Genomic DNA, 14,799 nt, shown 5'->3' with positions numbered 1-14,799 from the left:
CTACGGCGTCCAGGAACCGTCGCCCGACCCGTCCGGCGACTCGTACAGCTCGAACCAGATGCTCTTGCCCTCGCCCCTCGGATCGACCCCCCAGGCGTGTGCGAGCAGTTCGATCAGCACCAGGCCGCGGCCCGAGGACGCCAGCTCCCCGGGTCTGCGCTTGTGCGGCAGGTCGTCGCCCGCGTCGGTGACCTCGATGCGCAGCCGCCGCTCCCCCTCCGCCCCGGCGATCTCGGCGACCAGCAGCGCGTCGGAGTCGGTGTGCACGAGGACGTTCGTCAGCATCTCGGACAGCAGCAGCACCGCCGAGTCGACCTGGTCCGGCGAGGCCCAGTCGTGCAGCAGCTCGCGCAGTTGCTGCCGGGCCACCGCGACCCGTTCCGGCTCGGCCTGCGCGACCGTCAGCACCGAGCGCCGCACCGGCGGCCGCGCGGTCAGGGTGTCGCCGCAGCCGCAGCCCGCGCCGTCCCTGCTCAGCAGCAGCATCGCGATGTCGTCCTCGCGGCGGTCCGCCAGCGGGCCCGTGGTGTGGTGCGACGACGGCCCGTGCACCGCCTGCACCAGCGTGTCCGCCAGTTCCTCCAGGTCGCCCTTGTGGTCCTCCAGGATCGCGCGCAGCCGCCGCCAGCCGGTGTCCAGGTCGTGGCCGCCGGTCTCGATGAGGCCGTCCGTGCAGATCAGCATGGTCTCGCCGGGCTCCAGGGCGACCCGGGTCGTGGGGTAGTCGGCGTCCGGGTCGATGCCCAGCGGCAGCCCGCCCGACGTCGGCCGGTTCAGCACCGTGCCGTCGGCCATCCGGATCGCGGGGTCCGGGTGCCCGGCCCGGGCGACGTCCAGCAGCCCGGTCGCCGGGTCCACCTCGACGTAGACGCAGGTCGCGAAGCGTGAGTCGGACGGGTCCTCGTCGCCGATGCCGTGCAGGAAGCGGGAGGCGCGGGACAGCACCGCGTCCGGGCGGTGGCCCTCCGAGGCGTAGGCCCGCAGGGCGATCCGCAGCTGTCCCATCAGACCGGCGGCCCGTACGTCATGGCCCTGGACGTCGCCGATGACCAGCGCGAACCGTCCGCTGGGCAGCGGGATCACGTCGTACCAGTCGCCGCCGACCTGCAGTCCGCCCCCGGTGGGGACGTAACGGGCGGCGACGCTCATGCCCGGGATGCGCTGCGGGCCGAGCTTCGGCAGCATCGTGCGCTGCAGCCCGTCGGTCAGGGCCCGCTCGCTCTCGGCCACCCCTGCCCGGGTCAGCGCCTGCGCCAGCATCCGGGCCACGGTCGTCAGCACGGACCGCTCGTCCGGGGTGAAGGCGACCGGGTAGGTGAAGGCGGCCATCCACGCGCCCATCGTGCGGCCGGCCACGGTCAGCGGCAGGAACGCCCAGGAGCGGCGGCCGAAGCGCTCGGCGAGCGGCCAGGTCAGCGGGTAGCGGGCCTTGTACTGGTCGGGTGAGGAGAGGTACACGGCCCGTCCGGTCCGGGCCACCTCGGCGGCCGGGTAGTCCGTGTCCAGCGGCATGTCCGAGAACGGGCTCTCGGTGCCCCTCTGCTGCCCGTGGTGGCCTATGACGGTCAGGCGATCGCCCGAGACCCCGAACACCGCGAGGCCGTCCGGTGAGAACCCGGGCATCGACAGATTGGCCGTCACCCGCAGGACCTCCTGCGTGGAGCGCGCCTCGGCCAGGGCCCGGCCCGCGTCCAGCAGGAACGCCTCACGGGAGCGCCGCCAGTCACCGGTGACCGCGCTGCGCCCGGCCGGGGTGCCCGGCGTCGGCTCCGTCACCTCCTGGAGGGTGCCGATGAGCAGATACGCCTTGCGGGCCCGGTCGAAGGTCGGCTTGGAGCGGCTGCGCACGACCCGGACGACCCGGCCCTGCTCGTCCATGATCCGGATCCGCACCTCGGCGAGAGTGCCCTCGGCGACGGCCAGCTGGATCACACCGGTGATCTCGTTCCAGTCGACCGGGTGCAGCCGGGCCCGGGCCTGGGCCTCCGTGAGACTGACCTGCTCGGCGGGCAGCCCGAGCAGCCGTGCCGCCTCGGCGTCGACCGTGACCAGCCCGGCGGCGGTGTCCCAGTGCCACAGGCCGGTCGCGAGGGCGGCGAGGGCCTCCCCCACGGCGGGCAGGGGCTCGCCAGTGCGCATTGCCCTACTTTAAGAAGAGGCGCTCGGACAGTGCCACCGAGAGCGGCGGCGCGCGCGATCGTGATCGGCGGCGAACTCGGGAGAGTCGATCTTCGCCTGCCCGGTACGCTGGGGTCTGTGTTTCACGTGAAACACAGACCCCGATCAGCGAAGACTGGATGAACGACGATGCATCGGTACAGGTCCCACACCTGCGGCGAGCTCCGCTCCTCTGACGTCGGCACCGACGTCCGGCTGAGTGGCTGGCTGCACAATCGGCGCGACCTGGGCGGCATCCTCTTCATCGATCTGCGCGACCACTACGGCATCACGCAGCTCGTGGCCCGTCCCGGCACCCCCGCCTACGAGGCCCTGGACAAGCTCTCCAAGGAGTCGACCGTCCGCGTGGACGGCAAGGTCGTCTCCCGCGGCGCCGAGAACATCAACCCCGAGCTGCCGACCGGTGAGGTCGAGGTCGAGGTCGGCGAGGTCGAGCTGCTGGGCGCCGCCGCCCCGCTGCCGTTCACGATCAACACCGAGGACGGGGTCAACGAGGAGCGGCGCCTGGAGTACCGCTTCCTGGACCTGCGCCGCGAGCGCATGCACAAGAACATCATGCTGCGCACGGCGGTCATCTCGGCCATCCGTCACAAGATGACGGCCCTCGGCTTCAACGAGATGGCGACGCCGATCCTGTCCGCGACCTCCCCCGAGGGCGCTCGCGACTTCGTCGTCCCGTCCCGGCTGCACCCGGGCAAGTTCTACGCGCTGCCGCAGGCGCCGCAGCAGTTCAAGCAGCTGCTGATGATCTCGGGCTTCGACCGCTACTTCCAGATCGCGCCCTGCTTCCGCGACGAGGACGCCCGCGCCGACCGCTCGCCGGGCGAGTTCTACCAGCTCGACATCGAGATGAGCTTCGTCGAGCAGGAGGACGTCTTCCAGCCCGTCGAGAAGCTGATGACCGAGCTGTTCGAGGAGTTCGGCAACGGCCGCCACGTCACCTCGCCGTTCCCGCGGATCCCGTTCCGCGAGGCGATGCTGAAGTACGGCTCCGACAAGCCGGACCTGCGTGCCCAGCTGGAGCTCGTCGACATCACCGACATCTTCGAGGCATCGGAGTTCAAGGCGTTCGCCGGCAAGCACGTGCGCGCCCTGCCGGTGCCGGACGTCTCCGCGCAGCCCCGCAAGTTCTTCGACCAGCTCGGCGACTTCGCCGTCTCGCAGGGTGCCAAGGGCCTGGCCTGGGTCCGTGTCGCCGAGGACGGCTCGCTGTCCGGCCCGATCGCGAAGTTCCTCACCGAGGAGAACGTCGCCGAGCTGACCAAGCGCCTGTCGCTGGCCGCCGGTCACGCCGTCTTCTTCGGCGCGGGCGAGTTCGACGAGGTCTCGAAGATCATGGGCGCGGTGCGGGTGGAAGCCGCCAAGCGCGCCGGGCACTTCGAGGAGGGCGTCTTCCGGTTCTGCTGGATCGTCGACTTCCCGATGTACGAGAAGGACGAGGACACCGGCGCGATCGACTTCTCGCACAACCCGTTCTCCATGCCGCAGGGCGGTCTGGAGGCCCTGGAGACCCAGGACCCGCTGGACATCCTGGGCTGGCAGTACGACATCGTCTGCAACGGCGTCGAGCTGTCCTCCGGCGCGATCCGGAACCACGAGCCGGAGATCATGCTCAAGGCCTTCGAGATCGCCGGGTACGACCGCGAGACCGTCGAGGAGAAGTTCGCCGGCATGCTGCGCGCGTTCCGCTTCGGCGCCCCGCCGCACGGCGGCATCGCCCCGGGTGTGGACCGCATCGTCATGCTCCTCGCCGACGAGCCCAACATCCGCGAGACCATCGCCTTCCCGCTCAACGGCAACGCCCAGGACCTGATGATGGGCGCGCCGACGGAGCTGGAGGAGGCACGGCTGAAGGAGCTGCACCTGTCGGTGCGCAAGCCGCAGCCGAAGTAGCACGCACAGCGAACGAAGCGCCCGGGACCTTGTGGGGCCCGGGCGCTTTCTCTTGGCTGGAACCGGGCAGTGTGCAGAACGCACTAAGCACGGCGCATGAGGTCGTTCTCGGGTGCCAGTAACCAGCGGAAGTGATCGACCAACGGGTTCACCGGCTTGGGGTCCCGCATCGGTACTCCGAGTTCGATGTTGTCGGACAAGGCACGGTCGGTGAGATTGGCGCTTCCCAGGAACGCCGTGGCGGATCGGATCACCTCCACGGCGGCACCACTCGTCAGCCGCGCCGGTACGGAGGCACCGAGGGGTCCGCTGACCACGACCTGGGCCGGTTCCGGGCGTGGCAGTGACCGGGCCGTGGCCAGGGCCAGCGCCAGTCCGGCTCCGGTCAGACCGGGTGCCTCGGCCCGCCAGGTACGGACGATGTCCCTGAGTTGACGCGCCAGGCCGGCGGCTGCCTCGTCTGCGACGAAGCGGCCGACCCGGGCGTCGTCCGGTCCCGTGGCCGCTTGCAGGGTGTGCTCCAGAGCAACACACCGGTCCTCGGTCAGACGTTCGCAGAGGGCGGCGAGGAGAGCAGGCAGGCGAGTGGCGGAAGCACCGCTGCGAGCGGCCGGGACACCTTCCCGGCGTGGGGACGTTCTGCTCGGCCGGTCCTGGCCGGGTATCGGGTCCGGACGACTCGGCTTCAGATTGCGGACGAGGGAGGCAAGGACACCGGTCAGTGCCCGGTCCACGGCACGGTCGGCGAACGGCGTCACGGAGAGGGCCTCGACGTGCTGGTAGATGCTGGCGTGGAAGGACTCGAACGTCTCGTAGTGCGAAAGGTCGCGCGGGCGCGCCCAGTTGAGAACGGTGAAGACGAGACCGGGTGCGCGGCGGCCGACGCGGCTCCGGGCACCTGATCAGGGTGGAAGCGGCAGGGACGACTGTTCCGCCGCCGGGCCGAGGTACGTGTACTCGGTCGACCGGGCGATGCCCACCGCATCGAGGCGCTGACGGAAACGGACCCGGAAGTGCACGTTGTCCCCGAGGCCCGTACGCATGCGGAGCAGTGCCTCCGGCTCTTCGAAGTGGACGTCGTTCCCGAGATGATGATCTCCTGGTCGCGGGGCCTCGTTTCACGCAGCCGCTCGACATAGCGCCTGCCGCGCTCCGTGAGCTGAGCCCTGCGCATGCCACCGTCGGCGCCGTACCAGGTCATTCCCAGGTTCAGCTCGTACTTGCCCAGAGCCCGGGCCAGGGTCTCCACAGCGTCGAAGAGGCGAGACCACTCGCGGACATCCTGTTCGGCCTCCAACGCGCCGAGCAGTCCGGTGAGCATCCGCATGCCGGTGCTCGCGGCCGATGTGGGGGGAGCTTCCACGGCCGGAGACTCCGAGAGAACGACAGACGGCACGGGACGCGCATGGACCACGGTGCTTCCGGCCGAGATGCCCGTGAACTCCACCTGGACAGAGTGCCCGCTGCGACGGAGATGGCGTTCTCCACCGTGTTCAGCAGGGCGTCGCCTCACTGGAAGCGCAGAGCGCCCACTTCGGTGTCCGGCCCCGTCAGCCGGAGCCGGAGCTCCTCGTCGAGGCGGCCGCCCGGTGCTCCGCCTCGACCTCCTCGTCGTTCCGTTCCTCGGTGCCCATCTCTTCGAGGAGGCGCGCGACGGCCTCAGCGGCTGCCGGATCATCCCTGAGAAGCGCACGCCTGCGCTCACACCGGCTGTCGCCGTTCGGGTGAAGTTCGCCGGTACGGCTTCGCCTATGGGGGTGGTGACGCGGTCAAGGTGTGGTCCATCGCTGCGGATAGTTCGTACTCGGACTTCATGTAGCGGGATGAGCACCCTCAGCCTCGAGCAGCCCTTCGGCCGGCCCGTCTGGACGGGCGCCATCACCTTCGGCCTGGGTACGATTGACCGGGATCGCCAGAAGCTCGTCCGGGTTCGATGCCCGAGGGATGCCGGGCCCCCGGAGAGCCCGTGTCCTCGATGCCGGACAGGCCGAGGCCGCAGGCTGAGGCTCACCCACGCCGCGGGCGCTCCTCCGGAAGGAGCACAGCCATGGAGGAATCAAGCCGGCGTTCGCCGACCGCCGGGCAAAGCGCAACGGCCCCGCAGGGGCGGGCAGAACCGGCAGGCGCGGCCGTGCTGCTGGGGCCGCAAGACGCGTTCTCCCGGATGGGAGAAGCCCAGGCAGCCGAGCTCAGAGCGTACGTGCTCGGGGTTCAGGCGGTGATCTGGGGGATGCAGTGGGTCAAGGCCGGCCGGACGCTGCGCGGCTTTGCGGCTCCGCTGCCGCCCGGGACGCAGCAGTCGCCCGTCGATCCGCAGCCGCACGGGATCAACGTGTGGGGGCATGCGCGCGCCATGCTGACGGACAAGGTGCGCCTGATCGAGACGCCGAACACCGAGACCCTGTACTCCTTTGCTGTGGTGGATCTGGCCGATGGGCCGGTGGTGGTGGTGCACCCGGATCTGGGTGAGCGCTACTTCCGCACCTCGGTCTGGGAGTTGCACGGCGACACGCACACGATCAGCCAGAAGCAAGACGGTGGCCATCCTCCGCCGTACGCGCTGCTTCCGCTCGGCTGGGCGGGTGAGCTTCCCGCGGGCCTGAAGAGCATCCGGGTGCGCAGCCGTTACGTCCTCATCGCCCCCCACATCGCCGTGTACGGCCAGGACGACGTGCCGAAGGTGACGGCGCTGCAAGACGGCCTCCATCTGCTCGCATTGGCCGACTGGGGCAAGCCGGACCGGCCGCTGCACGCCGGCTCGCCGATGCGGCCCGCGCAACGTCCCGGTACCTCGACGCCGCCGGAGCTGCTGTTCTTCGAGGAGCTGTGCGAGAACCTCAAGGACATCACGATCCGTAACGACGAGGCCGCCTTCGGGCGGCAGCTCGACGACGTGGGCATCACGCTCACGGACGGCTTCCAGGCCGGCCGCCTCGACCCGGCGACCCTGGCGGGCCTGAGACGCGCGGTGCCCGATGCGCAGAGCATCCTGGAGCACAAGGCGCGCAGGGAAGCTCCTGTCCAGCCGGGTGGCACCTGGCTGGTGAGCCTGGATGTTACGAGCCTGGACGACTGGCTGCTTCGCGGCGCCGTCGGCTGGAAGCACATCTGGGCTGATCTCTCCACGGAGCTGCTCTTCCTCATCGGCCGCACCGACGCTCATGGCAACCCGCTCACTGGCGCCAACCAGTACGTGCTGCGCTTCCCACCGGGTGAGCTCCCGTCCGCCCGCTACTGGCGGATCACGATGTATGACCTGGCCGGTTTCCTGGTCGGCAACCCGATCGACCGGTTCGGGATCGGCAACATGGCCGAGACGCTGGACCCAGACGCCGACGGCGGCCTGACCCTGCTGATCCAGCACGACTCACCCGGCGCGAACAGGCAGACCAATTGGCTGCCCGCCCCGGCGGAGGGGTTCTTCATGGTCATGCGCATGTACCAGCCGGAGGAGCGGATGTACCGCGGCAAGTACACCGTTCCGCCAGTCACCAGGACGAACTGACCGAAGCAACCCGGCAGGATGCATTCAGCCAGCCACGCGTTGTCCTCAACGCTACGGATCCCCCGCCCGCTGCCGCCATCGAAACCACTCGAACAAGGCGCCCCTTCCCTTCAGAGGAACCGCACCCAGAAGCGATCCAGGTAGCCGTGCAGTCCGTCCCACAGAGTCTGGCGCGTGGCGGAGTCCTGGAACTCCGGCGCGCTGACCAGCATGGCCTCCGCCTCGTCGAGGGATACGGAGTAGCGGCCCAGCGGAAGGAATCCGTTCGCGGCGAAGGAAGGCAGCACATGAAGTCCTGTCGGGCACGGATGGACGCCGTGAGGTGCGGGGTGTGACGGCGAGTTCTGCGGCCGCGGCTCATCCTGCCGCGCAGGTCTCACCGCAGTCAGAGGTTTCCGGTACTTGGTCGTCCGCCTCTCTGCACTCACGGCACCTGCCCGGCCCAGGCGCCCGGAAGGCGCGGTCGCAGCCGTCGCAGGTCTGGAGGGGGTGACGGGGCTCGGGGGCCGGGGTGGCCGGGGGCCGGAACGGCGGTGGCGGCGGGAGCTGGGCGGTCAGGCGGTGGGCGAGGAGGGCGGCGGGGCGGATCAGGGGCTCGTCCGGCAGGTTCGCGGTCAGGGCGTGGCGTACGGCGGTGGGGGTGAGGTCGCGTTCCAGCCAGGCGACGACGCCGGGGGCGAGGTGCTCGGCCTCGGTCGTGGAGAGGAGCAGGCGGGGGTCGTGGCGGCGCAGGCCGGTGAGGACGTCGACGGCGGTCTGGAGGAGGGCCGGGGCCGGGTACGACGGCTGGGGCACGGCGGGGAGGCGCTTGCGTGGCGCGGGCTCGTCGGTGGCCGTGCGCCGGGCGGCGGACCTGCGGGCGGGTGCTTCCCGGGCGGCGGTTCGGTGGCCGGGCCTGTTGCAGGAGACCGTGCGGGTGACGATACGGCCGGTGGGGGTGCGCTCGCGGCTGCGGCGCAGGTAGCCGTGGGTTTCCAGTTCCCGCAGGGCGGCGGCGATGCGGGTGGGGCCCTCGGGGAAGCGGGCGGCGAGGGTCTTGATGTCGACGGCGGTGCCCGGCCGCACCGACTGGATGTAGCAGGCCAGCCCGATGGCGAGCAGGGACAGCTCCGGGTGCTGGGCCAGGTCGTTGCCGATCACCGTGAAGTTCTCGGTGTGGCGGACGTGGTCGTGGACGACGCCGGCGGTGCGGTGCCCGCCGGGGTGGTTTTTCGCCGGGATACGGGACTGGGCGCGCGCGGGCGCGCTACGGTTCTCGGTGTCCATCAGGAAGGGCCTAACTTCCTCGGTGGTCAGGCCCTCGCAGGGATCGCTAGTCCCGGCGGGGGCCGTCGCATGTCTGGGGTTGTGGTGTGCTGCTGGCGCTGAGCGTAAGGCAGGCAACCGGACCGATATCCAGCCCAGTTGGGCATATTCACTCGCGGGAGTGAGCCTGCCCGGCGGGAGGGAGGGGTGGGGCTTGGTGGGGTTCTTTCTCCTCAGTGGGTGGTTCATAGGGAGCGCGGGTCCGGCCGGAGCGTGAGCTGTCATGCTCCGGTGACGGCGGTGCGGCGAAGGTGAGTTCGGCCCAGACCGTCTTGCGGGGCGGCAGGCCGGGGACGACTCCCCAGCGGTCGGCGAGGGTCGCTACGAGGGTCAGGCCGCGGCCGGATTCCTCGATCGCACCGGCGGGCCGGCGCTGCGGAAGCCGGTCACTGCGGGTGTCCGTCACCTCGACGCGGAGGGTCTGGCCGACGACGTAGAGCAGGAGTTGGAAGTTCCGGCCGGGGACGCGGCCGTGGGTGGCGGCGTTGTTGGCCAGCTCGGCCACGATGAGCTGCGCCGGGTCCAAGGGCAGGCCCCACGTCCGCAGTTGTTCCGTGGCGAGCAGGCGGGCGAGGCGGGCGCCTCGGGGTGTGGGGGACAGCAGCACGCTGAAGTTGCGGACGGGGCGGCCGGGTTGGGGGAGTTTCCGATTCACGTCACTCAGCGTGGCTGGATGTGCCTACCGTGAGGAGTGACGTCGCGGTTGCGTACGGTGACTGTCCAGTCATTGTCCGGTGGTGTCCGGGCTTGTCGGGGCGGGGCGTACGGGTAGGGCGCGGCTGGGACGAGACGGTACGACGGAGGGGCGCACATGTCGGTGGACGGCGAGGTTCGGCAGCTGAGGACCGAGGCTGACGAGCCGGGGTGGGAGGTGGACCCGGACGACGAGTGGGGCGTGGCCGTGGTCGCCACCGTGGGGCGGCAGGTGAAGCTGCGGCGCGAGGCCGTGGGGATGCGGGCCGGCGACTTCGGGAAGTCCGTGGGGTACGGCGAGGACCTCGTCTACAAGATCGAGAGCGGGAAGCGGATTCCCCGGCCGGAGTTTCTGGACAGGGCGGACGAGGTGTTGGGGGCGGGTGGGTTGCTCTCGGCGATGAAGGAGGATGTGGCGAGGGTTCGGTACCCGAAGAAGGTTCGGGATCTCGCCCAGATGGAGGCGCGGGCCGTCGAGATCGGGGTGTACGTGTGCCACAGCATCAGTGGGCTGTTGCAGACGCCTGAACACGCCAGGACGGCTTTCGAGTCACGGCAACCTCCGTACTCGGAGGAGGAGGTCGAGCGGATGGTCGCCGCTCGCATGGCTCGGCAGTCGATCTTCGATCGCAACCCTGCGCCCGCCCTCAGCTTCGTCCTGGAAGAGGCGCCGCTTCGGAGGCCGCTCGGAGGCACAATGGTGTGGCGGCAGCAGCTCGAACGTCTGTTGGAGGTGGGGCGGTTGCGTCATGTCTCCCTCCAGGTGATGCCGACACACCGCGAGACTCACCCGGGCCTGGACGGCAAGATCGAGTTGCTGAAGTTCGAGGACGGAACGGCCGTGGGGCGCTCCGATGGTGCGTTCAGCGGACGGCCGATCTCCGACCCGAGGCACCTCCGCATCCTTGAGCTGCGGTATGGCACCATCCGGGCGCAGGCCCTCCCGCCGGGGGAGTCGCTGGCCTTCATCGAGCAACTGCTGGGAGAGACATGATCCGCAAGGCCTCCGCAGGGGACGCCTCCGAACTGGCGTGGTTCAAGAGCAGCTACAGCGACGGCAACGAAGGTGACTCCTGCGTCGAGGTCGCCACTACCCCCGGCACCATCCACATCCGCGACTCCAAGCACCGGGACGCCAGCCCCCGCCTCGCCCTCGCACCGGAGACGTGGGCGGACTTCGTGGCGTACGCGTCCGGGAGCTGACCTCCTGACTGGCATGCCCTGCACCTGGTGTCACCGGGCGCGGGATATTGCCGTATGGCTCAGAAATGGGGGGCGGCCGACGTGCTCAGCGCGCCACGAACTGGGTCAGGATGGCCTGGACTTCGTAGATGTCGACGCCCTTGGTGAAGGTCTTCTCGATCGGGGTCGGGGTGCCGGAGATCCAGATCTTCAGCTCGGCGTCGAGGTCGAAGGTGCCCGCCGTTTCCACCGAGAAGTGGGTGATGCTGCGGTAAGGCACCGAGTGGTACTCCACCTTCTTGCCGGTGATGCCCTGCTTGTCGACCAGGATCAGACGCCGGTCGGTGAACAGGATCGTGTCGCGGATCAGCAGGAACGCGGCGTGCACCTGTTCGCCGTGGCCGAGGAGGCGGGCGTAGTCCTGCTGGGCCGACTGCGGACTCACGGTGTGCGCGTTGCCGAACAGTGCCATCGTTGTCTCCCTCATGTGTGGTGCCATGAGTGTCTCGGTCGAACGCACCCTGCGCACCCCGATTGAGCGGATCCTCCGCAGCTGGCCCCGGGCCGCAGCGGTAGTGGTCCGCCGCTGCTCAGGAGCCGGCGGGCCGGGCGTGGCCGGGCTCTGCGGTGAACAGTTCCTCCGGTGTGTCCACCGTGATGGCGCGGTCGAAGCAACGAGTGAGGGTGTCCGGGTCCGGACACACGTGAAGGGGCCGGAAGACCTCCTTGGGGACAGCGATGTCCCGCATGTCCAGGAGCCGCAGCACCGCTCCGGCCCACGCCGCCGTGTATCCGGCGGTGTAGCCCCGGGCCCATTCCTCGTCCCCGTGCTCGTCATCGGGCCGCTTGTCCATCCTGGCCCGGATGCGGGCCATGTCCTGGAGGGAGAGGGAGCCCTGTTGTCTCAGCTTTTCCAGCCCGGAACGGAAATCGCCGACCACCTTCTCCGGCGGAATGCCCAAGCCCATGCATGTCAGGGTGAACCGCAGCAAGTCGTGAAGTTCTGGTGTGGCGTCCAGATCGTCGATCATGATCGCCCCGTGGTCAGGCTGCGGTCCGGTCCGCGGTGGACCCCGCATCTTCGGCGAAGAACTCGTCGACCCTCTCCACGTGGGGCGTCCGGTCCAGCCAGCGGTTGGTGTCCCCCAACGCCGAGTCGAGAGAGAGGACCTGTGGCCGCTCCTGGAAGATCCGGTGCTTGCCCTCATGGGCAGAGGAGACCATGAGGGCCATGTAACCGAGCAGACAGCCGCATTTCCGGCGGATGGAAGGCGTTCACTCTTTCGGGGATCAGCGAAACGCGCTCTGCCCCCGGTGAGAACCGGGGGCAGAGCGCGTTGCCGGAGGGGCCGCGGGTCACGCCCGTGACTACGCCGGCTCGCCGCCGAAGCGCTCCTTGTACGACTCCAGGTCCTCGTCCGTGAGCTTGGCGAACAGGACCGGCGGGATGGTGAACGCGGTGCCGGCGGGGACGGAGGCCAGGGACTTGGCCTCGTCCTGGGTGATCCAGACCGCGGTGTCGTTCTCCAGGGAGAACACCTCGCGCATCGTCTTCGCGGACGTCGGGATGAACGGCTCGGAGACCACCGCGTAGAGGTGGATCAGGTTCATCGCCGTGCGGAGGGTGAGGGCCGCGCCCTCGGGGTTGGTCTTGATCTCCAGCCAGGGGGCCTTCTCCTCCAGGTAGGAGTTGCCCGCCGACCACAGGGCACGCAGCGCGGCCGCCGCCTTGCGGAACTGGATGGCCTCCATCTGGGACTCGTACTCGGCGAGCAGCCGGGCGATCTCCTCACCCAGCTTCGCCTCCGCCTCGCCCGGCTCGGCACCAGCGGGGACCTCGTCGCCGAAGCGCTTGCGGGAGAAGGACAGGACGCGGTTGACGAAGTTGCCGAGGGTGTCGGCCAGGTCCTTGTTCACCGTGGCGGTGAAGTGCTCCCAGGTGAAGGACGAGTCGTCCGACTCGGGGGCGTTGGCCATCATGAAGTAGCGCCAGTAGTCGGCGGGGAGGATCTCCAGCGCGTCGTGGGTGAAGACGCCGCGGCGCTGCGAGGTGGAGAACTTGCCGCCGTAGTAGTTCAGCCAGTTGAAGGCCTTGATGACGTCGACCTTCTTCCAGGGGGCGCGGGTGCCCAGCAGGGTCGCCGGGAACATCACGCTGTGGAAGGGGACGTTGTCCTTGCCCATGAACTGCGTGTAGTGGACGTCCGCGTCCGACTCCCACCACCAGGAGCGCCAGTCGCGGTTCTCCGGGTCCTGGTCCGCCCACTCCTTCGTCGCGCCGATGTACTCGATCGGGGCGTCGAACCAGACGTAGAAGACCTTGCCCTCGGCGGCCAGGTCCGGCCACGTGTCGGCGGGGACCGGGACGCCCCAGTCCAGGTCACGGGTGATCGCCCGGTCGTGCAGGCCCTCGGTGAGCCACTTGCGGGCGATGGAGGAGGCGAGGACGGGCCAGTTGTCGGCGCGCTCGTCGACCCAGGCCTCCACCTCGCCGGCCAGCGCCGACTGGAGCAGGAAGAGGTGCTTGGTCTCGCGGATCTCCAGGTCGCTGCTGCCGCTGATCGCCGAGCGGGGGTCGATCAGGTCGGTCGGGTCCAGGACCCGGGTGCAGTTCTCGCACTGGTCGCCGCGGGCCTTGTCGTAGCCGCAGTGCGGACAGGTGCCGATGATGTAGCGGTCGGGCAGGAAGCGGCCGTCGGCGTTCGAGTACACCTGGCGGATCGCGCGCTCCTCGATGAAGCCGTTGGCCTTGAGTTCGCGCGCGATCTCCTGCGTGATCTCGTGGTTCTGCGGGGAGGAGCTGCGGCCGAAGTAGTCGAAGGCCAGGTTGAAGCCGTCGTAGATCGCCTTCTGCTGGTCGTGGGCCTGCGCGCAGAACTCGTCCACGGGGATGCCCTGCTCCTTGGCGGCCAGCTCCGCGGGGGTGCCGTGCTCGTCCGTCGCGCAGATGTAGAGCACCTCGTGGCCGCGCTGGCGCAGGTAGCGGGAGTACACGTCCGCCGGGAGCATGGACCCCACCATGTTGCCCAGGTGCTTGATCCCGTTGATGTACGGAAGGGCGCTGGTGATGAGGTGTCGAGCCATCGCGGGCTGCTCCCAAGTCGCTACGCGGGGTGACGATCTCGTGGTCTCGGTCGTCTACGGAACCTTGAAATCGTAGCTGACACGGGTACGCCGCCCGCCTCCCGTTTTGCGGGGTGGGAAGCGGGCGGCGTCGGGCGGCCGTCGGGTGGTGCGGGGGGTCAGGGGCGCCAGTTCGCCAGGACGCCCTCGTAGAGCTGCTTGTCCGTGAGCTCCCGGGGGGTTTCCCCGGCGAGGAAGTGGGACGTGTTCGGGGTCTTGAGCTTGCGGAGGTAGTCGAAGGCCTTGTTCTCCGGGTCGCCGAAGGCGACGAAGGAGAAGAAGACGGCGGGGTGGGTCTCGGCCGCGCCGGTCAGGGCCTGGGTGGCCGGGGTCTTGGCGTCGGGGGCGCCGTCGGTCTGGAAGATCACCAGGGCCGGGGTGCCGGGGGCGGCCGTCTTGTCGTGGTGGGCGAGGACGGCTTCGACGGCGACGTGGTAGCTGGTGCGGCTCATGCGGCCGAGGCCGGCGTGGAGGTCGTCGATCTTGTTCTCGTGGTCGGTGAGGGTGATCTCGCCGGTGCCGTCGAGTTCCGTGGAGAAGAAGACGACCGGGACCGTGGCCTCCGGGTCCAGGTGTGCCGCGAGGGCGAGGGTCTGCTCGGCGAGGGCCTGGGCGGAGCCGTCCTTGTAGTACGGGCGCATGGAGGCGGAGCGGTCGAGGACGAGGTAGACCTTGGCACGGGTGCCGGTGAGGTTGTGGGTCTTGAGGGTGGTGGTGGCGGCCTTGTAGGCGGTGGTGAGGCCGGGGGCGCGGGACTTGACGTCGGTGAGGGGGAGGGCGGGTTCGGGGGCGGGGGCGGCCTCGGGGGGGGGGGGGGCGGCGGGGGGGGGGGGGGCCCCCCCCCCCCCCCCCGGCGGGGGGGGGGGGGGGGGGGGTGGGGGCGCCGGGGCCCGGCCCGCGGGCGGGGCGGGGCGCCCGCC

14 protein-coding genes and 1 pseudogene are annotated in these 14,799 nt (G+C 69.9%); 4 read left to right on the top strand and 11 right to left on the bottom strand.

Features of this window, described 5'->3' with window-relative positions:
* Positions 1 to 2,139: a SpoIIE family protein phosphatase gene (locus tag ABZY20_RS15260; RefSeq protein WP_356441767.1), complete on the bottom strand. Its 2,139-nt coding sequence runs from the start codon at positions 2,137 to 2,139 to the stop codon at positions 1 to 3.
* A gap of 168 nt (positions 2,140 to 2,307) precedes the next feature.
* Between ABZY20_RS15260 and aspS the strand changes: the two genes are divergently transcribed.
* Positions 2,308 to 4,071 carry an aspartate--tRNA ligase gene (aspS, locus tag ABZY20_RS15255; RefSeq protein WP_356441765.1) on the top strand — a complete coding sequence of 588 codons (1,764 nt, stop codon included), beginning with the start codon at positions 2,308 to 2,310 and terminating at the stop codon, positions 4,069 to 4,071.
* A gap of 83 nt (positions 4,072 to 4,154) precedes the next feature.
* On the opposite strand, the gene ABZY20_RS15250 is transcribed toward aspS, so the two are convergent.
* Together ABZY20_RS15250 and ABZY20_RS15245 are read right to left on the bottom strand one after the other, a co-directional pair.
* A complete protein-coding gene (locus tag ABZY20_RS15250) occupies positions 4,155 to 4,829 on the bottom strand; it encodes a hypothetical protein (RefSeq protein ID WP_356441764.1) in 675 nt (224 codons plus the stop codon).
* A gap of 144 nt (positions 4,830 to 4,973) precedes the next feature.
* Positions 4,974 to 5,114 carry a hypothetical protein gene (locus tag ABZY20_RS15245; protein ID WP_356441762.1) on the bottom strand — a complete coding sequence of 47 codons (141 nt, stop codon included), beginning with the start codon at positions 5,112 to 5,114 and terminating at the stop codon, positions 4,974 to 4,976.
* Between the two features lie 1,004 nt (positions 5,115 to 6,118).
* Between ABZY20_RS15245 and ABZY20_RS15240 the strand changes: the two genes are divergently transcribed.
* Positions 6,119 to 7,576 (top strand): DUF1214 domain-containing protein, encoded by a 1,458-nt coding sequence (locus tag ABZY20_RS15240; RefSeq protein ID WP_356441761.1) that lies wholly within the window; start codon positions 6,119 to 6,121, stop codon positions 7,574 to 7,576.
* 110 nt (positions 7,577 to 7,686) lie between these two features.
* Here ABZY20_RS15240 and ABZY20_RS15235 read toward each other — a convergent pair whose 3' ends face one another.
* From ABZY20_RS15235 to ABZY20_RS15225, 3 genes are all read right to left on the bottom strand, one after another.
* Positions 7,687 to 7,863, bottom strand: coding sequence for a hypothetical protein (locus tag ABZY20_RS15235; protein ID WP_356441759.1), 177 nt, complete (start codon positions 7,861 to 7,863; stop codon positions 7,687 to 7,689).
* Positions 7,864 to 7,933: 70 nt separating this feature from the next.
* Positions 7,934 to 8,842 (bottom strand): helix-turn-helix domain-containing protein, encoded by a 909-nt coding sequence (locus ABZY20_RS15230; RefSeq protein ID WP_356441757.1) that lies wholly within the window; start codon positions 8,840 to 8,842, stop codon positions 7,934 to 7,936.
* A gap of 148 nt (positions 8,843 to 8,990) precedes the next feature.
* The gene (locus ABZY20_RS15225) at positions 8,991 to 9,536 is read right to left on the bottom strand and encodes an ATP-binding protein (protein WP_356441756.1); all 546 of its coding nucleotides are present in this window, start codon (positions 9,534 to 9,536) and stop codon (positions 8,991 to 8,993) included.
* 156 nt (positions 9,537 to 9,692) lie between these two features.
* On the opposite strand from ABZY20_RS15225, the gene ABZY20_RS15220 reads away from it, so the two are divergent.
* Both ABZY20_RS15220 and ABZY20_RS15215 read left to right on the top strand, forming a co-directional pair.
* Positions 9,693 to 10,568 (top strand): helix-turn-helix transcriptional regulator, encoded by an 876-nt coding sequence (locus tag ABZY20_RS15220; protein ID WP_356441754.1) that lies wholly within the window; start codon positions 9,693 to 9,695, stop codon positions 10,566 to 10,568.
* Positions 10,565 to 10,777, top strand: coding sequence for a DUF397 domain-containing protein (locus ABZY20_RS15215; protein ID WP_356441752.1), 213 nt, complete (start codon positions 10,565 to 10,567; stop codon positions 10,775 to 10,777). The genes ABZY20_RS15220 and ABZY20_RS15215 overlap by 4 nt, the downstream gene beginning before the upstream one ends.
* Before the next feature lie 85 nt (positions 10,778 to 10,862).
* On the opposite strand, the gene ABZY20_RS15210 is transcribed toward ABZY20_RS15215, so the two are convergent.
* The 5 genes and pseudogenes from ABZY20_RS15210 to ABZY20_RS15190 form a co-directional block, all read right to left on the bottom strand.
* On the bottom strand, positions 10,863 to 11,228 hold the full coding sequence (locus ABZY20_RS15210) for a PH domain-containing protein (protein ID WP_356441750.1): 366 nt from the start codon (positions 11,226 to 11,228) through the stop codon (positions 10,863 to 10,865).
* Positions 11,229 to 11,346: 118 nt separating this feature from the next.
* Positions 11,347 to 11,724: a hypothetical protein gene (locus ABZY20_RS15205; RefSeq protein ID WP_356441748.1), complete on the bottom strand. Its 378-nt coding sequence runs from the start codon at positions 11,722 to 11,724 to the stop codon at positions 11,347 to 11,349.
* A 76-nt stretch (positions 11,725 to 11,800) separates the two neighbouring features.
* Entirely contained in the window at positions 11,801 to 11,980 is a 180-nt protein-coding gene (locus ABZY20_RS15200) for a hypothetical protein (RefSeq protein WP_356441746.1), read from the bottom strand.
* Between the two features lie 144 nt (positions 11,981 to 12,124).
* On the bottom strand, positions 12,125 to 13,840 hold the full coding sequence (gene metG / locus ABZY20_RS15195) for a methionine--tRNA ligase (RefSeq protein WP_356441744.1): 1,716 nt from the start codon (positions 13,838 to 13,840) through the stop codon (positions 12,125 to 12,127).
* A 158-nt stretch (positions 13,841 to 13,998) separates the two neighbouring features.
* Positions 13,999 to 14,640 (bottom strand): annotated as a pseudogene (locus ABZY20_RS15190) (VWA domain-containing protein); the annotation flags it as partial.
* Between the last annotated feature and the right edge of the window lie 159 nt (positions 14,641 to 14,799).

Source organism: Streptomyces sp. NPDC006624 (assembly GCF_040611555.1).
Classification (GTDB): Bacteria; Actinomycetota; Actinomycetes; order Streptomycetales; family Streptomycetaceae; genus Streptomyces.
Note: the sequence above shows the minus strand (reverse complement) of the source record. Positions and strands in the feature narration are given on the sequence as shown.